Origin of the sequence: Fodinicurvata fenggangensis DSM 21160 (genome assembly GCF_000686045.1) — a bacterium.
In the GTDB taxonomy this organism is placed as follows: domain Bacteria; phylum Pseudomonadota; class Alphaproteobacteria; order Kiloniellales; family DSM-21159; genus Fodinicurvata; species Fodinicurvata fenggangensis.
On record NZ_JMLV01000002.1, the window covers coordinates 458,766 to 475,950 of the forward strand.

14 protein-coding genes and 1 pseudogene are annotated in these 17,185 nt (G+C 62.7%); 6 read left to right on the forward strand and 9 right to left on the reverse strand.

The window, feature by feature from the left end; genetic code table 11:
* The first annotated feature begins 31 nt into the window (after nucleotides 1–31).
* Nucleotides 32–1,672, forward strand: a complete 1,641-nt coding sequence (xseA, locus tag BP38_RS19160) for an exodeoxyribonuclease VII large subunit (protein ID WP_081816465.1) — start codon at nucleotides 32–34, stop codon at nucleotides 1,670–1,672.
* Nucleotides 1,673–1,682: 10 nt separating this feature from the next.
* Here xseA and BP38_RS19165 read toward each other — a convergent pair whose 3' ends face one another.
* Nucleotides 1,683–2,303 carry a TetR family transcriptional regulator gene (locus tag BP38_RS19165; RefSeq protein WP_035723649.1) on the reverse strand — a complete coding sequence of 207 codons (621 nt, stop codon included), beginning with the start codon at nucleotides 2,301–2,303 and terminating at the stop codon, nucleotides 1,683–1,685.
* Between the two features lie 224 nt (nucleotides 2,304–2,527).
* Between BP38_RS19165 and BP38_RS19170 the strand changes: the two genes are divergently transcribed.
* From BP38_RS19170 to BP38_RS0105390, 3 genes are read left to right on the forward strand one after another with little or no spacing between them, the layout of a single operon-like run.
* Entirely contained in the window at nucleotides 2,528–3,694 is a 1,167-nt protein-coding gene (locus tag BP38_RS19170) for an efflux RND transporter periplasmic adaptor subunit (RefSeq protein WP_211250228.1), read from the forward strand.
* The gene (locus BP38_RS0105385) at nucleotides 3,694–6,843 is read left to right on the forward strand and encodes an efflux RND transporter permease subunit (protein ID WP_026986899.1); all 3,150 of its coding nucleotides are present in this window, start codon (nucleotides 3,694–3,696) and stop codon (nucleotides 6,841–6,843) included. Before BP38_RS19170 ends, BP38_RS0105385 begins: the two co-directional genes overlap by 1 nt.
* On the forward strand, nucleotides 6,836–8,293 hold the full coding sequence (locus BP38_RS0105390; protein WP_026986900.1) for an efflux transporter outer membrane subunit: 1,458 nt from the start codon (nucleotides 6,836–6,838) through the stop codon (nucleotides 8,291–8,293). Before BP38_RS0105385 ends, BP38_RS0105390 begins: the two co-directional genes overlap by 8 nt.
* 14 nt (nucleotides 8,294–8,307) lie before the next feature.
* Here the strand turns inward: BP38_RS0105390 and phnE (BP38_RS0105395) are convergent, their stop codons facing one another.
* The 7 genes and pseudogenes from phnE (BP38_RS0105395) to BP38_RS0105420 all read right to left on the reverse strand — a co-directional run bounded on the left by phnE (BP38_RS0105395) (nucleotide 8,308) and on the right by BP38_RS0105420 (nucleotide 13,876).
* Nucleotides 8,308–9,159: a phosphonate ABC transporter, permease protein PhnE gene (gene phnE / locus BP38_RS0105395; protein ID WP_035723651.1), complete on the reverse strand. Its 852-nt coding sequence runs from the start codon at nucleotides 9,157–9,159 to the stop codon at nucleotides 8,308–8,310.
* A 14-nt stretch (nucleotides 9,160–9,173) separates the two neighbouring features.
* Nucleotides 9,174–10,040, reverse strand: coding sequence for a phosphonate ABC transporter, permease protein PhnE (gene phnE, locus BP38_RS19175; protein ID WP_035723653.1), 867 nt, complete (start codon nucleotides 10,038–10,040; stop codon nucleotides 9,174–9,176).
* 75 nt (nucleotides 10,041–10,115) lie between these two features.
* Nucleotides 10,116–11,018, reverse strand: a complete 903-nt coding sequence (gene phnD / locus BP38_RS19180) for a phosphate/phosphite/phosphonate ABC transporter substrate-binding protein (protein ID WP_051608998.1) — start codon at nucleotides 11,016–11,018, stop codon at nucleotides 10,116–10,118.
* A gap of 48 nt (nucleotides 11,019–11,066) precedes the next feature.
* Nucleotides 11,067–11,837 carry a phosphonate ABC transporter ATP-binding protein gene (gene phnC, locus BP38_RS19185; protein WP_051608999.1) on the reverse strand — a complete coding sequence of 257 codons (771 nt, stop codon included), beginning with the start codon at nucleotides 11,835–11,837 and terminating at the stop codon, nucleotides 11,067–11,069.
* Between the two features lie 145 nt (nucleotides 11,838–11,982).
* Complete coding sequence (locus BP38_RS23250) at nucleotides 11,983–12,579, reverse strand: glycosyltransferase (RefSeq protein ID WP_322098941.1); 597 nt, start codon at nucleotides 12,577–12,579, stop codon at nucleotides 11,983–11,985.
* Nucleotides 12,580–12,614: 35 nt separating this feature from the next.
* Nucleotides 12,615–13,049, reverse strand: a pseudogene (locus BP38_RS23255) (glycosyltransferase); the annotation flags it as partial.
* Nucleotides 13,049–13,876 (reverse strand): UDP-2,3-diacylglucosamine diphosphatase, encoded by an 828-nt coding sequence (locus BP38_RS0105420; protein WP_026986902.1) that lies wholly within the window; start codon nucleotides 13,874–13,876, stop codon nucleotides 13,049–13,051. The pseudogene BP38_RS23255 and the gene BP38_RS0105420, both read right to left, overlap by 1 nt.
* 165 nt (nucleotides 13,877–14,041) lie before the next feature.
* Between BP38_RS0105420 and BP38_RS19195 the strand changes: the two genes are divergently transcribed.
* Nucleotides 14,042–14,980 carry a diacylglycerol/lipid kinase family protein gene (locus BP38_RS19195; RefSeq protein ID WP_051609000.1) on the forward strand — a complete coding sequence of 313 codons (939 nt, stop codon included), beginning with the start codon at nucleotides 14,042–14,044 and terminating at the stop codon, nucleotides 14,978–14,980.
* 142 nt (nucleotides 14,981–15,122) lie between these two features.
* Entirely contained in the window at nucleotides 15,123–16,610 is a 1,488-nt protein-coding gene (locus BP38_RS19200) for an MFS transporter (protein WP_155992211.1), read from the forward strand.
* A gap of 6 nt (nucleotides 16,611–16,616) precedes the next feature.
* On the opposite strand, the gene BP38_RS0105435 is transcribed toward BP38_RS19200, so the two are convergent.
* A complete protein-coding gene (locus tag BP38_RS0105435) occupies nucleotides 16,617–17,183 on the reverse strand; it encodes an ActR/PrrA/RegA family redox response regulator transcription factor (protein WP_026986903.1) in 567 nt (188 codons plus the stop codon).
* Nucleotides 17,184–17,185: the final 2 nt, after the last annotated feature.

Sequence of the window (17,185 nt, forward strand, 5' to 3'; positions counted from 1 at the left end):
ATCACCGTCTTGTAGCATGGAGCCTGGACCCATGAGTGATTCACGATCCACCAGACCCACCGCGCCCCAGGCTGAACTGCAAGGCAATCTTCCCGAGTTCAGCGTCTCGGAGATCAGCGGCGCCATCAAGCGCACCCTGGAAGGTGCCTTCGAGCGCGTACGCATACGCGGGGAAATCTCCGGATTCAAGCGCGCCGCCTCTGGCCATCTCTACATGACGCTGAAGGATGCCGATGCCGTCATCGACGCCGTGTGCTGGCGCGGACTGGCCGGGCGCCTGACCTTGAAGCCCGAGGATGGCATGGACGTGGTGGCCACGGGGCGCATCACTTCCTACCCCGCCCGCTCCAAGTACCAGCTCGTGATCGAGTCCCTGGAGCTGGCCGGCGAAGGCGCCTTGCTGAAGCTGCTGGAGGAGCGCCGGCGCAAGCTGGCCGGCGAAGGCCTGTTCGAAGCCGAACGCAAGCGCGCCCTGCCCTACCTGCCCCAGGTCATCGGTGTCGTCACCTCACCCACCGGTTCCGTGATCCGCGATATCCTGCATCGCCTGTCCGAGCGCTTCCCCCGGCATGTCCTGGTCTGGCCGGTCCTGGTGCAGGGCGAGGGTGCGGCCGAGCAGGTGGTGCGTGCCATCGAGGGGTTCAATGCGCTGGAACCCGGAGGGCCGGTGCCGCGGCCGGATGTTCTGATCGTCGCCCGGGGCGGGGGGTCGCTGGAGGATCTCTGGGCCTTCAACGAGGAAATCGTCGTGCGGGCTGCTGCGGCTTCGCAGATTCCCCTGATTTCAGCCGTGGGCCATGAAACCGACACCACCCTGATCGACTACGCTTCGGATCGACGGGCCCCCACGCCCACGGCAGCGGCTGAAATCGCCGTACCCGTCCGCGCCGAACTGGTCAGCATAACCCTGGATCTGGAGCGCCGCCTGCTGGGTGCGGCCCATCGCTGGACGGACGAACGCCGCCAGCGTGTCGAGGGCCTCGCCCGCGGTCTGCCGGACCCACGCCGCCTGCTGGGCGAAAAGCAGCAGCAGCTGGATGACCGGGCAGAACGGCTGGACGTCGCTGTGCGCGGACGTGTCAGTGGCCTGACAGCCGATCTGCGCGAGTATGCTGGCCGCTTGCCCCACCCGCGCCAGCAACAGCGCTTTGCTGCCCAGAGCCTTGGGGCGGTTGGCGAAAGGCTTGAGCCGGCCTTTCGCGCTTTTCTGACGGAACGCAGCTATACCTTGCAGCGCATGGCCCTGACGCCGCCGCGTCAGGAGTTGAAACAGGGGCAGCAGGCGCTTGGCCATCTCAGTGAACGGCTTGCCCCTGCAGCCGAACGCCGTGCGGCGGATGCGGCGGCTCAACTTGATTCAGTGGGGCGCCTTCTGGAAACCCTGTCCTACAAGGCCACGCTGGAGCGCGGCTATGCAGTGGTGCGGGGGGATGACGCAATCGTGACACGAGCTGAGCAGGTGACGGTCGGCCAGGAGCTGGAGATCGAGTTTGCCGACGGGCGCGTGCCGGTGGCAAGCGGTGCGGGGGGAGAATCCCCGGCTGGCAACGGTCCTTCTGGGGCCTCAAGCGGGAAAGGCAGCTCTGGTGCGAATAGCAAGGCCAAGGATAGAGGCACACTTGGCAAGGGCGAGACCGGGAGTGGGGAAGTTCGGCAAGGGCGCCTGCTCTAGGCGCCGTATGTCAGGATTGGCGCAGGGGGTCGAAGAAAACCTGCATCAATGCCCGGGCATCCTCGGGCATGGAGTAGCTTTCCGGGGCACTGAGGTAATCGGTAAAGATTCCGACCATATAGTTGTGGAACGCCAAGGCCAGGATGCCCCCGGAAACTCTGCTGCGGATTTGGCCGCGCGCCAAGAGTCGTTCGAAAAATGAGGTCAGCGCTGTGGTCAGTTCCTGGCGTGTCTGCCGATTGCGTTCACTGAGCGCTTCCATGCTGCTCGATTTCTCGCATTTCAGCAGGATGACGGTATAGACCTTCCTCAGACGCTCTTCCTCGTGGACCCTCGTCAGGGACTCCACACAGAAATTCTCGAGCTCATAAAGACTATCTTCACGATTTCCGTCCTGAATCACGCGAAAGAACATCTCGCGCATGGGCAGGTGGACTCGCTCATGCATCTCGGTGAAAAGATGCAACTTATTCTTGAAATGCCAGTAAATGGCGCCACGTGTCACGCCGGCTTCGCGTGCAATCATGTCCAGGGTGGTATGCGCCACGCCGCGTTCGTAAAAGACGTTTTCCGCAGCAGAAAGGATTTTCTGGCGCGTCTCTTCAGCTTCTTCCTTGGTGCGGCGTGCCATCGGTCTATCTTGTCAGTGAGAATTTTGAGCGTTGCAAACGATCGTGTATGTATGTAAAAGCCAATCGCAAGGCTGTTGCAAGTGTAAACTTCCTGTTATGCACGGGCTGATGGTTACGGGGGCAACCTTCAGACAATCCGGTGATCCGGCATTCAATATTTAAGAAAGACTGAGGCATGCGCACTTCAGCGATAGCGAGTGGTTTCCTAATGCGTGGATTGGCAGTGACGTTCCTGTCCGCTTTCCTTGCGGCCTGCGGCAACGAAGACAATGCGGGTGCCCAAGGTGGCGGTGCCGGAGAGCGCCCGCCGCCACAGGTCATGGTGGTCACGACGGAAAGCGAGGACACCGAGATTGTCCAGGACTATGCCGGCCGTGTGCGTGGCTCGCGCGAGGTCGAGGTTCGTGCGCGCGTCGAGGGCATCCTGCAAAAGCGCCTCTATGATGAAGGACAGATTGTCGAAGAAAACGACGCGCTCTTTGCAATCGATCCCGAACCCTTTGCCCTGTCGCTCCAGGCGGCCCGTGCCGACCGTGAGCGTGCCGAAGCGGAAGTGCAGCAGGCGCAGCGCGAGTGGAATCGTGTCTCGCGCCTGTACAACCAGAATGCCATCAGTGAACGCGAGCGTGATTCCGCCCTGTCATCGCTGGAACTGGCCAAAGCCTCCCTCGCTTTGGCCACGGCCCAGGTCGATCAAGCACGCCTGAAACTGGACTATACAGATGTGGTGGCACCGATTGCTGGTGTCACCAGTCTGGAAGCCCAGTCAGAAGGCAGTCTGGTCGAACCCGGCGCCTTGCTCAGTCGGATCACACAATTGGATCCGGTGCATGTCCGCTTTGCCCTGCCCGAGAACGATGCCGGCCTGCAGCGGCAGGCACGCGAGGCCATGAGCAAGGGGAATGGCGACAAGCACCGACGGGACGCCACCCTGATCCTGCCCGGTGGAAAGTCCTACGAGCGCAAGGGGCATATCGACTTCACGGCCAGCACCATTGACCCACGAACCGGCACGGTCTCGGCGCGCGCGATCTTTCCCAATCCGGACAATTCCATCGTGCCCGGTCAGTTCGTGCGGGTGCGTATTCTGCTTCGGACCCTGGAGGATGCCATTGTCATACCGCAAAAGGCTGTCGGCGAGAACAACCAGGGTGCGCGGGTCTTCGTGGTCGATGGCGACGGCGTGGCGCATGCCCGTACCGTGGAACTGGGGCCGATCGTCGAGAACCAACAGGTGGTGACTTCGGGGCTGAAAGCCGGCGAGAAAGTGATCGTGGACGGACAGGTTTCCGTGCAGGATGGCATGACCGTCAATCCGCAGGAGGCTTCGAACGATTCGTCCGGCGGACAGAAGGCTGAGCAAGAGGACGCCTCCGGGGAGGGCAACTGATGCTCCGCTTCTTTATCGACCGGCCGATCTTTGCCTCGGTCATTTCGATCATCATTGTCCTGTCTGGCTTGGCGGCCATCCGGATCCTGCCAGTCGAGCAGTATCCTGACGTTGTGCCGCCCCAGATCGTCGTACAGGCGAGTTATCCCGGGGCGAGCGCCCAGGCGATAGCGGACTCCGTGGCGGCGCCGCTGGAGCAGGAGATCAATGGTGTCGACGATATGATCTATATGGAGTCCACCAATACGGACTCCGGCAGCATGAGCCTGACGGTCACCTTCGAGATCGGGACCGACCCGGACCAGGCCACCATCAACGTGAACAACCGTGTCCAGGCGGCCATGGCCCGCCTGCCCCAGTCGGTGCGCGACCAGGGTGTGCGCGTCGAGGCACGTTCCAGCAGTATCCTGATGGTGCCGGTCCTGTTTTCCCCCGAGGGAACCTATGACCCGCTCTACATCAGTAACTATGCCCTTCTGAACGTCCTGGACGAGCTTGTTCGCCTGCCCGGGGTTGGCGATGCCTCTCTGTTCGGCGCGCAGGACTATTCCATGCGTATCTGGCTGCGCCCGGACAAGTTGGCGCAGTTCGACCTGACACCGGGCGACGTGGCAGCTGCCTTGCGTGAGCAGAATGCCCAGTTTGCGGCAGGCCTCATGGGCGCGGAGCCCTCGCCGGAGGACCAGGTCTTTACCTATTCCATCACCACGGAAGGCCAGCTTCAGAATCCTGAGGAATTCGAGAACATCATCCTGCGCTCGAACGACGACGGGTCCGTGCTGCGGCTCGGCGATGTCGCGCGCGCTGAACTGGGGGCCCAGAACTATGCCTTCTCGGCCACCTATAATGGCCAAGCGGCGGTGCCCATCGGGATCTACCTGCAGCCGGGCGCCAATGCCTTGGAAACCGCGGAGAACGTCAAGAGCCTTCTAACAGACTTGCAATCACGCTTTCCCGAGGATCTGGATTACGGCATTCCCTATGACACCACCGAATTTGTCCAGGCCTCGGTCGAGGAGGTGGTGACAACCCTTCTGATTGCGCTCGGGTTGGTGATTCTGGTCACCTATCTGTTCGTTCAGCGCCTGCGCGCCACGTTGATCCCGGTGATCGCCATCCCGATTTCCCTGATCGGGACCTTTGCCGGCATGCTGGCGCTTGGCTTCTCGATCAACCTTCTGACGCTGTTCGGACTGGTGCTGGCCATCGGAATTGTGGTCGACGATGCCATCGTTGTATTGGAAAATGTGGACAGGCTCATCAAGGAAGAGGGTCTCTCGGCCCATGATGCGGCGGTTGCCACCATGAAACAGGTGGCGGGGGCCGTGGTGGCTGCCACCCTGACCCTGATCTCTGTCTTTGCGCCAGTTGCCTTCCTGAGCGGCATGACGGGCGAGCTCTACCGCCAGTTCGCCGTCACCATTGCCGTTTCGGTCATGTTCTCGGGCATCGTTGCGCTGACGCTGGCACCTGCGCTGTCCGCATTGCTGCTCGGCAAGGCGGAATCCAAAAAGGAATCCTGGTTCTTCCGCTATTTCAATGCCGGTTTCCAGAAGATATCGAACGGCTACGCCAACACGGTGCACTGGTTTCTGCGCCATGCCGTGCTGGGCATCCTGGTCTTCGTGGTCGTGCTCGGATCCGTTGCCTTCCTGATCAACCGTCTGCCTCCGGGCCTGGTGCCCCAGGAGGACCAGGGCGTGGCCCTGGTGGCCTATCAGCTGCCACCCGTTTCGGCCCTGGGCCGCACGGAAGCGGTCCGGGACAAGGTCTCCCAGATGCTGTTGTCCATGGACGAGATCGAGGATTACACGACCTTCGCGGGCTATGACATCATCGCCAGTTCACAGCGTACTTCGGCAGGTGTCGGCTTTGCCAACCTTACAGATTGGGACGAACGCCAGGGTCCGGGCCAGGATGCACAGTCGGTGGCCGGAAAGATCATGGGGGCCGGGGCACAGGTGCCTGAGGCCACGGTTATTTCCTTCCTGCCGCCTCCGATCATGGGATTGTCCCTGACCGGCGGTGTCGAAGGCTATCTTCAGGTTCGTGGTGAAACCACCCCGGAAGAAATCCGGGCCCTGGGCAACAAGCTTGCCGGGGCGGCCAACCAGCGTCCGGAGCTGACCAATGCGCGGACCACGCTGGAGACCGATATACCGCGCTATGAGGCGAATGTGGACCGTGAGAAGGCCAAGGCCGCCGGGGTGCCCATCAATTCCATCTTCCAGGCCATGCAGAGCACCTTCGGGTCCATGTATGTCAACGACTTCACGTACCAGGGCCGGAACTGGCAGGTGAATCTGCAGTCGGAAGGCGAGTTCCGCAGCAAACCCGAAGACCTGCGTCGCGTCTTCGTGCGTTCCGAGGAAGGGAACATGGTCCCGCTGAGTTCGGTGGTGGATCTTGAGCGCCAGCCCGGCCCAGACATCATCAACCGTTTCAACGTCTATTCCGCCGCCAAGATCATGGCCGATGCCGCGCCCGGCTACACAACCGGCCAGGCCAAGGATGCCCTGGAGGAGGCCGCCAGCGGCATCCTGACGCCGCAAAGCCAGCTTGGCTGGACCGGCGAGGCCTACCAGCTGGATGCGGCCGCCGGGTCCGGGCAGACCGCCTTCCTGATGGGCATGATCATGGTCTTCCTGATCCTGTCGGCCAAGTACGAACGCTGGGCCCTGCCTATCGCGGTCCTTACCGCCGTTCCATTCGGTATTCTGGGGGCGGCCCTTGCGGTCTTCCTGAGCGGCCTGCCCAACGACGTCTATTTCCAGGTGGGCCTGCTGGTCCTGATCGGCCTGTCGGCGAAGAACGCAATCCTGATCGTCGAGTTTGCCGACCAGAATCGCAAGGAGGGCATGGAAACGATGGACGCGGCCATGGCCGCCGTTCGGCAGCGCTTCCGGGCCATCATCATGACGTCGCTGACCTTCATTATTGGCACGATGCCCCTGGTGTTCTCCACCGGAGCCGGTGCGGCCAGCCGGGTCGAGATCGGCACGGTGGTGGTCGGCGGCATGATCGCCGCCAGTTCCCTGGCGCTCATCTTCGTGCCGCTGTTCTACAAGCTGATTGTCGACGGTTCGGATCGCCTGTTTGGCCGCCATAAGCAGACCGGCAGCAAGGAAGGAAAGACCGAGAATGCATAAGAAGCTGCATCTGCAGGCCCTGTCGCTGCTTGCGGCAGCCTTTCTGACGGGCTGTGCAATGGGGCCGGATTACGAGGCGCCGGAAATCGACCTTCCACAGGAGCTGCCAGAGCACAGCCTGCTTTCGGAGGCAGAGCGGGAAGGCTGGGAAGACTGGTGGACGCGCTTTGGCGATCCCACGCTGAGTCTCCTGGTGAACCGGGCCATGGACCAGAACCTGGACATCCGCCTGCGCGCGGAGCAGATCCAGGAAGCGCGGGCACGTCTGGGCCTGGCCGAGGCCAATCGCCTGCCGACCCTGGACGGGCAGGCCGAAGCGACACGCCAGAGCCCGTCGGAACGCTCCACCATCCCGCCATCGACGGGAGAAGCCCAGAATCTCTATCAGCTTTCGGGGCAGCTTGGCTACGAAATCGACCTCTGGGGGCGCCTGGCCCGCAGTGAGGAGGCGGCGGAAGCCTCGCTCGAGGAATCGGTCTTTACCCACGATGCCATCGAACTCGCCACGATCACCGATGTGGTGACCACCTATACCAACCTTCGTGCGGCCCAACGCGAAGTTTTCATACTGGAAAGCACGATCGAGAGCCGCGAGGAAACCCTCTCGCTGGAACAGGCCCGCTATGACGCCGGCCAGACCGATGCGCTGGTGCTGCGCCAGGCGGAGTCCGAACTGGCGACGACGCGTGCACAGCTTCCGGGGGCCAAGCAGCGTGTGGAACAGTTGCGCAGCGCCCTGGCGGTGCTGGTTGGCATGACGCCGCGCGAGCTCATGGAAGAGTTGCGGTTTGGCCCGGGTGAATTGACCGACCTGAACCTGCCAAAAGAGGTGCCCTCCCTCTTGCCTTCGAACCTGCTTAAGCGGCGTCCCGACCTGAGATCGGCCGAAGCCAGCCTAAAAGCGGCAACGGCCCAGATCGGTGTGGCCGAGGCTGAGCGGTTTCCTCAGCTGAATCTGAGTTTCCTGCTGGGCAGCACGGCCATCGAGTTCGCCGATATGCTGACGGCACCGGCCACCACCTGGACCCGGGGTGCTTCGGTCTTGGGCCCGATCCTGGACTTCGGCCGCGGGGCGGCGCGCGTGGATACCGCCGAAGCCCTGCGCGATCAGGCAGAGACGCAGTACCGCATGACGGTTCTGACGGCTTTCCAGGAAGTGCGCGACGCCCTGACCCTCTATCAGACGTCCGCGGACCGCGTGGAGAGCGTGCGCCGTCAGGTCGAAGCCATCGAGGATACGGTGCGCATGGCGCAATTGCGCTATGACGAGGGCTTCGTCGGTTTCATCGATGTGCTGGACGCCCAGCGCAACCTTCTGGATGCCGAACTCGCACTGGTGGACGCCATGCGCGCCCGCCTGAACGCGACGGCATCGCTGTTCAAGGCCCTGGGTGGCGGTTGGGAGGAAAATCTCTCGCCGGTGGCCGGCGGCCAGCCAGAGGCGAACTGACAGCTCCGGCCCGTCTACTGACGACCGATCAGGCGGCGCCTGAGAAACCCGGAGAGGCTGTCGATCGAGGCGACGGCAATGATGATCAGGATGATCATCAGGCTGGCCTGACCGAATTCGTAGACGCGCAGGCGATCAGCCAGCTGGTAGCCGATTCCGCCGGCCCCCACGATGCCCAGGATGGTCGCCGAACGGGTGTTGGACTCCCACATGTAGAGCGTGGCCGAAAGTATGTTGGGCAAGACTTGAGGAAGAATGCCCAGGCGGATGCTGTCGAGCCAGGTTCCGCCGGCCGCCTGCACGCCTTCGGAAGGCTTGCGGGACGCGTTGTCGATAGCTTCCGAGTAGAGCTTGGCCAAGGTGCCCAGATCCACCACGGCGATGGCAAGGATGCCGGCGAAGGGACCCAGACCGATCGCCCGCACGAAAATCAGTGCCCAGATCAGGTAATCCAGGCTGCGCAGGGAGTCCGAGAAGCGGCGGAAGCCGAACTGCAGGATGCGGATGGGAAAGGTCGTGCGCGCGCAGAGGAGAGCCAGGGGAATGGCCATTAATCCGGCAAGCAGTGTGCCCAGGAAGGCCATGGCAACGGTTTCCATCAGCGCCCAGAGAAATTCCGGAAGGTGCTGAAAGCCCGAGGGAACCAGCATCATGAGAAAGGCATCACCAAGTTTCGGCAGACCGGTGAAGAGCTTCAAGCTGATGACGCCAGAGGCCCAGGCGGAGTAACCGAGCAGGGCGGCCGCTACTAGCCAGAATGCGAGCCGGCGTAGCCTGTCGGCGCGCGGGGGCGAGACGAGGTTCAGCAGGTCCTGGCTTCTCGTCTCCTGCTCGGCAGAAGCCTTGTTTTGCTCGTTGAATGCCATCGGTCGCTTCCTGTTCAGGCGTGATCGGACGAAATGCCGGCGAGCTTCAGACGGGCCCACTCGCTGAACATGTCGATCAACGCGACAGTGAGGAAGACCAGGATCAGGATGGCGCCGGCATCAGAGAAGTAGTTGAGGCTGATGGCCTGGTAGAGCTCCATGCCAATGCCTCCCGCGCCCACGAAACCCATAACCGTGGCGGTGCGCACGTTGAGTTCGAAGCGCCAGAGGGAGTAGGAGGTGAAGTTGGGCAGCACCTGGGGCAGGACGCCCAGGCGAATCTCGTCGAGCCAGGTGCCCCCCGAGGCTCGGATCCCCTCCAGCGGCGCCATGTCGATATTCTCATTGACCTCGGCGAAGAGTTTGCCTTGTGCGCCCAGGGTGTGCAGTCCGATGGCCAGGACGCCGGGCAGTGGCCCCAGTCCGAAGGCAAAGAGGAACAGCAGGGCCCAGACAAGGTCTGGAACGCTGCGCGCGATTTCCATGACGCGGCGCACCAGGAAGACGGTCAGGGGTGCGGCGCCGAGGTTGCGCGCGGCCAGGAAGCTGAGGGCGCTGCCCAGGGCAGTGCCGGCCGCCGTGCCGAACAGCGCCATCATCAGGGTGGTCCACAGCAGCGCGAGCCACTTTTCCAGCCCCCAGAACCACTCCGCAAGGTCGCTGTCGAGAGTTGCCCAGTGCAGTTCCGGCACCATGCCACCCAGGAACTCCGTGATCCTGGGAAGACCGGTGATCAGCCGCCAGAGATCGAACTGGCCGACGTAGAGGGAGAAGGCGAGGGCCACCAGGAGAAGCAGCCCGCCCAGGCTGCCCTGCCGGAGATTGGCCGCTCGGCGTTTCCGCCATTCGTGGCTGAAGCTGTCGAAGGGGGTGCTCGTCATGCGGCCCTGCTCTTGCGCAAAGTGGCCCCGCCGGCGAAGCCTCTCGGGCCCGCCGGCGGGGTCTCAGAAGTGGGCTTAGTTGCTGGTTCTGAGTTCGCGCATGGTCTTGCGCATCTGGATGGTCGGTTCGTAAACCGAATGATCGACTTCCACGAAGCCCTGGGTTTTGCCCTTGGCGACGGATTCGGCGAGCTCCATGTTCTCTTCGTGCAGTGTGAGGAAGAGGTTTTTCACGTCCTCTTCCATGTCTGTGGGCATGTTCTGGTGGGCGACTACGGGCGGCGGGGGAACGAGGTCGGAGGTCCAGATCACGCGGATGTCTTCGCGGTCCAGCATGCCCTTGTCCATCATGGTGCGCAGCTGGCCGTAGCCATCATCCTCGGTGGTCCAGGTGAAGGCGGCATCGTAGGTACCATCCAGAACGCCCAGGACAGACTGGGTATGGCCACCCGAAACCGGTGAGTTGAAGTATTCGTCGATCGGCTTGTCCATCTGGTGGAACTGCACTGTGGGGACCAGGTAGCCGGACTGGGAGTTGGGGTCCGTGCGGGCGACGGTCTTGCCCTCCAGGTCCTCATAGGACTGATAGGGGCTGTCGGCCTGGACGATCAGCACGGAGTTGTAGCCAAGGTTCCCGTCCTTGTCGGTGGCGGTGACCAGGGGCTTCAGGCAACCGTCGCAGTCGAGCCAGGACCCGGAGTAGGCCGAGGGGCTGGTCCAGGCCATGTCGATCTGTTCGGCCACCAGGGCGTTGTTCACGCCGACATAGTCGGACGCCGTGAAGATCTCCACCGGAACGCCCAGCTTGTCCTCGGCATAGGCTGCGAACTCGTCCATGGTGTCGGTGGTCTCGGTCTGGGTTTCCACGGGGATGACACCGAAACTGATCTCGTCCCGGCTGTCGCGCCAGTCCTCGGCAAGGACGGGGCTCGCGAGAATGATCGTGGCTGTGCCCGCAAGGAGCGCTTTCTTCATCATCAGACTTTCTCCTGCTCAATAGTTGGCCAGTTGCATTTCCGAGGTGCTTCAGGCCACCTCGAGGACCTTCTTCTCCTCGGTCTCGGGCGTGCCGCCGTAGACCGTGGAGAGACTCTCGCCCGTCAGTTCCGCCACGTTGCCCTCGAACTCCAGACGTCCATCCTTCAGTGCCACCACATGGTCGGCATAGCTTCTGGCGAGTTCGAGGCTGTGCAGGTTGCAGAGCACCGTTATGCCGCGTTCCCGGTTGATCCACTTCAGGGTATCCATGACCACGCGCGTGTTCTGCGGGTCCAGCGAGGCGACCGGTTCGTCAGCCAGGATGATGCGTGGGGATTGCATGAGGGCGCGGGCGATGGCCACGCGCTGCTGCTGGCCGCCGGACAGTCGCTCGGCACGCTCCAGCGCCTTCTCGACCATGTCGAGATCATCGAGAATGGAGGCGGCCCGCAGGCGTTCCTCGCGAGTGTAGATGCGCAGCAGGCGGCGGGCCTGGGGAATTTCGGTGCTGGCGCCGATCAGGACGTTGGTCAGCACGTCCAGGCGCGGGGACAGGTTGTAGCCCTGGAAGATCATGGCCGCCTGCGCGCGCCAGCGCCGCAGGGCGGCACCCGACAGCCGGGTGATCTCTTGATCGTCGAAGGCAATCGTTCCGGCGGACGGTTCGATCAATCGGTTGAGCAGACGCAGCAGGGTCGATTTGCCGGCGCCGGAGCGTCCGATGACAGCAATCATGCTGCCGTGGGGGATCGTCAGTGAGAGATCGTCCAGGGCCAGTGTCCCGGCGTATCTCTTCGTGAGATTGCGAATCTGCAGCATGCTGTGTGTCCCCCGAAGGGTCAGTGGGTGTAAAAAACGTATAGACGTCTAATTCAAGCAAATGACAGCGCCGCGAAACCGCGATTAAGAAGAGATGAAACTTGTATGACCAGGAGAAGCAGTCCGGCGGGAACAGCCTTGTGTCTCAGGCCGCGCCGCTAAAACCCAGGTCCGGGCCTTGGGCCTTGGCGGCGGTCGGTTCGAGGGGCGCGAGGTTGCGTAGGAACAGCTCGGCACAGGTGGTCCAGGAGTATTTCAGTGCGTGTGTCCGGCAGCGGGCGGGCGGTATGGCCAGCGCATGACGGATGGCGAAGCCCAGGTCCTCGCTGAGTACTCCCGCCCCGGAGCCCTCGATCACGTCCAGCGGGCCGGGCACGGGAAAGGCGGCCACCGGCAGGCCGCTGGCGAGCGCCTCCAGCATGACCAGGCCGAAGGTGTCGGTCCGGCTGGGGAAGACGAAGACATCGGCCGCGGCATAGTGTCGGGCCAGGTCTTCATCCTTTTGCGCGCCGGTAAAACGGACTTGGGGATAGCGCGTCTGCAGGCCGGAAAGCTGGGGCCGTCGCCCACCACCACCTTCGTGCCTTCCTGCAGCTCCAACTCCAGGAAGGCCTCGATGTTCTTCTCCACGGCCACGCGTCCCACATAGAGATAGATGGGCCGTGGCAGGCCCTCGAAGGGGCTGGGCCGGGCCTGGGCAACCTCGGGGTGGAAGAACTCCGTATCCACGCCGCGCGTCCATTCCGCAATATTGGCGAAGCCGCGGGCGTTCAGCTCCTGCCGAATGCTGTTTGTGGACACCATGACCGCGCGAGACGGCCTATGGAAATGCCGCATGAGGGCATAGCCCCAGGACAGCGGCACCGGCAGGCGGGCCGAGAGGTATTCGGGAAAGCGGGTGGCGTAGCTGCTGGTAAACGGCAGGCCGCGCTGCACGCAGTAGCGGCGGGCGGCGAACCCCAGGGGGCCTTCGGTGGCGATATGAATCGCCTCCGGCGCGAAAGCCTCGATCCGGCGGACCAGTTGTCGGCCCGGCCGCACAACCAGGGGAATCTCCGGATAACCGGGACAGGGCAGGCTGCGGAAGCCTTCGGGCGAAATCACCTCGACCAGATGACCGCGCCTGTGCAGTTCCTCGCATATGCGCGTGAAGGTGCGGACCACGCCGTTGACCTGCGGTGCCCAGGCATCGGTGATGATGAGAATGCGCATCAGGCCGCCGCTCCCATCTGTTTCTTTTCGGCATCGGCAGCAGACGGAGCGACCTGGGGAAGCATCGCCAGGTTGCGCAGCGCGGCCCAGTGCAGGATCTCGAGTTCGCCGTCGAAGTGTTCCACCAGTGCGGTACAGCTTTCCACCCAGTCCCCGTCATTGAGGTAGAGCACCCCGCCGATGGTGCGCATCTCGGCCTGGTGGATATGGCCACAGACGATGCCGTCCACCTTGCGCCGGCGCGCCTCCTCGGCCACGGCCTCCTCGAAATGGGCGATGTACTGCACAGCGTTCTTCACCCGGTGCTTCACATAGGCCGAAAGCGACCAGTAGCCGAAGCCCAGCCGTCGGCGCAGCAGGTTGAACCAGGTGTTGGCGGCCAGCACGACGCCATAGGCCCAATCCCCCAAGAGCGCGATCCATCGCGCGTAGGAGACGATGCCATCGAAGGCATCGCCGTGCATCACCAGGAGACGACGTCCGTCAGCAGTCTCATGGATGGTGTCGTGGCGGACCTCGACGCCGCCGAAGTGCTGGCCGGTGTAGTCGCGCAACACTTCGTCGTGATTGCCCGGCACATAGATCAGGCGGGTTCCCTTTCGCGCCTTGCGCAGGAGTTTCTGAACCACATCATTGTGAGCCTGCGGCCAGTACCAGGAACGGCGCAGGCGCCAGCCGTCGAAGATGTCGCCGACCAGATAGATGGTTTCGGCTTCGGTATGCCGCAGGAAATCGAGCAGATGATCCGCTTTGCAGCCGCGCGTGCCGAGGTGGATGTCGGAGATGAAGATCGTTCGATACCGCAGAGCAGTCGTTTCATCCGTCATGACCATCAGCTCCAGTCAAGACTTGTGATCGGAAGGGAAATCTGATTTCTCTGAAGCCATAGCAAAATGTCTTGGAGTCTGTTAAGTAGAAAGCTATTGTGTATTTGAAAATACACAATAGCTTCATTGAAGTGTAATAATCATAAATAATTATTACTTGGGAAAATGTTCTTAGGTATCCAGTCCGAAACCACGAACTACCTGAAAACCCGGCCTGGGCCGTTGCGCCTGGCGGTGATCTACAATCCGGCCGCCGGGTTGCGGAAGCGCAGGACTTACGCGGGCATCCTCGAGCAGCTGAAGCTGGACGGCTGCGAGGTCCTGGAGCTGCCCACACGCCATGCCGGGCATGGCGAGGAAATCGCTCGCCAGCTCACTCCGGATGTCTGCGACCGGGTGGTGGCTGCCGGAGGGGACGGAACGGTCAACGAAGTGGCCAATGGTCTACTTTCGAACGCAGTCGGCGGACGCACCCTGCCCCTTGCGCTGCTGCCCCTGGGCACGGCGAACGTGCTGGCGCGCGAACTCGGGATGTTGCGGGGCAGGCAGGCGACTGCGGAGTGCATCCGCGGCGGTCAGGCTCGAACGGTGACCGTGGGTCGGGCCAACGGCCGGCATTTCCTGTTAATGGCCGGCGTTGGCTTCGACGCCCATGTGGTGGCCGGCCTCAGTCTGCCCCTGAAACGCCGGGTGGGCAAGCTGGCCTATGTGGCGGAAACATGCCGGCAGCTCTTCGTTTATCGCTTTCCCGGCTTCCGGCTTTATGTCGACGGTCGGGAGCATCATGCCTGCTCGGCCATCATAGCCAATGCGCACTACTACGGAGGGCGCTTCGTGGTCGCCCCGGAGGCGCTGCTGGAGGCACCGAGCCTTCAGATCTGCCTGTTCACACACAGCGGCCGGCTGCACGCCATGAAGTACGCGGTGGCCCTTGTGCTGGGGCTGCTGCCGCGGCTGCCCGATGTCAGGTATCTGGACGCGCGGCGCATCCAGGTGCTTGGTCCCGAGGAAGATCCCGTGCAGGGGGATGGCGATATCCTTGCCGCGCTGCCCTGCGAGGTTTGTGTGTTGCCAGATGCCCTGAATCTGGTGTTCCCCCAATAACCTGCTTTTCTATTGTGCAGCGCAAAAAGCAGGGCGCCGGTCGGTTATGCGATACTATTGCCCCTAGAGTCGGTTATTCTTGACCCGTCTTGGCTGCTTCGGTCAGGCTTTCCTCCAGCTTTACTCTTTTCCGGTCGCTTTCATGGTCAGCGCTCTCCTCCCGCTTTTTGCGCTTCTGCTTTCCGTTGCCCTGCTGTTCCTCGGCAACGGCCTGTTGGGCACTCTCCTGCCTGTGCGCGCCCAGTACGAGAGCTTTACCGATGTGATGATCGGCTCCATGGGGTCGTTGTATTTTCTGGGCTTCGGCCTGGGGTGTGTCCTGGGGCCGTTCCTGATCCGGCGGGCTGGTCATATCCGCACCTTTGCGGCACTTGCCGCCGTGGTGGCGTCCATTCCCTTGTTGCACACCCTGTTTCCAACGCCATGGATCTGGATGACCTTGCGCGTCATTGCGGGTCTTTGCCTGGCCGGCCTCTACACCGCTATCGAGAGCTGGCTGAACCAAGGGTCGTCCAATGAAACGCGGGGACGTGTCCTGTCCATCTATGTCATGGTCAATCTGGCGGCCGTGACGGCGGGCCAGTTCCTGCTGAATCTGGATTCGCCGCTCAACTACCGGCTGTTCGCCCTGATCACCATCGTGATGGCTTTGTCGGTCGTCCCGGTGGCCCTGACACGGACAGTGGCGCCCACGCCGCCTTCCTCCGTCAACCTGCGCCTGTTGCGTCTCTATCGGCTTTCGCCGGTGGGCATAGTGGGCGCCTTCCTGATCGGCGCCGCCAACGGCATCTTCTGGAGTGTTGCGCCGGCCTATGTCAGTGCGCTGGGCCGTGACACGGCCACGGTTGCCAATTTCATGGCGCTGGCAGTGATTTCGGGCGCAGTTGCCCAGTGGCCGTTGGGCCGGCTGTCCGACATCATAGATCGGCGCTGGGTGATGGTCATTGCCTGTCTTGGAACGACATTCGGCAGCATCGGGCTTTGGCTGTTCGGGCAGTTTCCGCTCTGGCTGATGATCTTCGGGTCCGTCTTCGGGGCCATGGCCCTGTCGCTCTATGCCCTCTGCATAGCGCATACCAATGATCATGTTGAATCGGCCGACTCCGTGGAAACCTCCAGCAGCCTGCTGTTGACCTTCGCTGCGGGTGCCGTGATCGGACCCTTTACGGGATCCTATGTCATGTCGCTGATCGGACCGGGTGGCCTGTTCCTGACGGCCGGGACCTTCACGCTGATACTGGCTGCCTTCGCTTTCTACCGAATGCGCATGAAGGCCCCTGTGCCGGCCGACGAACGCGAGAACTTCGTCTACGTGGAGCCGCAGACCAGCGCCGTGGTTTATGAGTTGGATCCGCGCAGTGAGTATTCCGGCGATGACGAAGCAGGCGCCGATGAGGACTCGACGTCTGAAGGAAGGGATCTGGACGATCCGGACCTGGACGGGGCTGCCGATCCGGATGTGGCCGAAGAGACCCTGGCGGATAGCGCAGAGAAATCGACTTCGGACCGCCCCGTGGAGACGACCGAAGAGACCGATCCGTCGCATGACAGTGGATCAGAGCGTCCAGAGTCGAGTAAGCCTGAAGCAGAGTCGGATCAGCCTGAAGACGACAGGAATCGCAAGACCTGAAACGTGTCAGCTGCGCGGTGCGTACTTGGCCAGGATGCGCTGCAGGGTGCGGCGGTGCATGCGCAGGCGCCGGGCGGTTTCCGAAACGTTGCGATCACACTGTTCATAAACCCGCTGGATATGCTCCCAACGCACGCGGTCGGCCGACATGGGCTGCTCGGGTGGCGGCGGCAGGCTGCCTTCCCGGGCCAGCAGGGCGGATTCGATCTGGTCGGCATCGGCCGGTTTGGGAAGGTAGTCGGTGGCCCCCGCCTTGACCGCGGCCACAGCGGTCGCGATGTTGCCATAGCCGGTCAATACGATGATGCGCGTATCCCCGCGCGCGGCCCGCAGGGTTTCCACCACGTCCAGGCCGCTGCCGTCGCCCAGTCGCAGGTCCACCACGGCATAGGCCGGCGGACGCGCACGGGCTGCCTCCACGCCTTCTTCGACGCTGGCGGCTGTCTCCACGGCAAAGCCGCGCTGTTCCATGGCTCGTGCCAAGCGCCTGCAGAAGCGTTCGTCGTCATCGACGATCAGCAGGCGCTTGTCGGAGGCATGGGAAAGGTTCTGGTTGGTCTGTTCGGATGACATCT

What these genes read in the sequence shown, in the direction of transcription:
- BP38_RS0105390 (WP_026986900.1), top strand. Translation starts at nt 6,836, where the DNA reads ATGCATAAGAAGCTGCATCTGCAGGCCCTGTCGCTGCTTGCGGCAGCC.
- phnC (WP_051608999.1), bottom strand. Translation starts at nt 11,837, where the DNA reads ATGCTGCAGATTCGCAATCTCACGAAGAGATACGCCGGGACACTGGCC.
- BP38_RS0105435 (WP_026986903.1), bottom strand. Translation starts at nt 17,183, where the DNA reads ATGTCATCCGAACAGACCAACCAGAACCTTTCCCATGCCTCCGACAAG.
- BP38_RS0105420 (WP_026986902.1), bottom strand. Translation starts at nt 13,876, where the DNA reads ATGACGGATGAAACGACTGCTCTGCGGTATCGAACGATCTTCATCTCC.
- BP38_RS0105385 (WP_026986899.1), top strand. Translation starts at nt 3,694, where the DNA reads ATGCTCCGCTTCTTTATCGACCGGCCGATCTTTGCCTCGGTCATTTCG.
- BP38_RS19195 (WP_051609000.1), top strand. Translation starts at nt 14,042, where the DNA reads ATGTTCTTAGGTATCCAGTCCGAAACCACGAACTACCTGAAAACCCGG.
- BP38_RS19200 (WP_155992211.1), top strand. Translation starts at nt 15,123, where the DNA reads ATGGTCAGCGCTCTCCTCCCGCTTTTTGCGCTTCTGCTTTCCGTTGCC.
- phnD (WP_051608998.1), bottom strand. Translation starts at nt 11,018, where the DNA reads ATGATGAAGAAAGCGCTCCTTGCGGGCACAGCCACGATCATTCTCGCG.
- phnE (WP_035723653.1), bottom strand. Translation starts at nt 10,040, where the DNA reads ATGACGAGCACCCCCTTCGACAGCTTCAGCCACGAATGGCGGAAACGC.
- BP38_RS19165 (WP_035723649.1), bottom strand. Translation starts at nt 2,303, where the DNA reads ATGGCACGCCGCACCAAGGAAGAAGCTGAAGAGACGCGCCAGAAAATC.
- BP38_RS23250 (WP_322098941.1), bottom strand. Translation starts at nt 12,579, where the DNA reads ATGGACGCGCGGCGTGGATACGGAGTTCTTCCACCCCGAGGTTGCCCA.
- phnE (WP_035723651.1), bottom strand. Translation starts at nt 9,159, where the DNA reads ATGGCATTCAACGAGCAAAACAAGGCTTCTGCCGAGCAGGAGACGAGA.
- xseA (WP_081816465.1), top strand. Translation starts at nt 32, where the DNA reads ATGAGTGATTCACGATCCACCAGACCCACCGCGCCCCAGGCTGAACTG.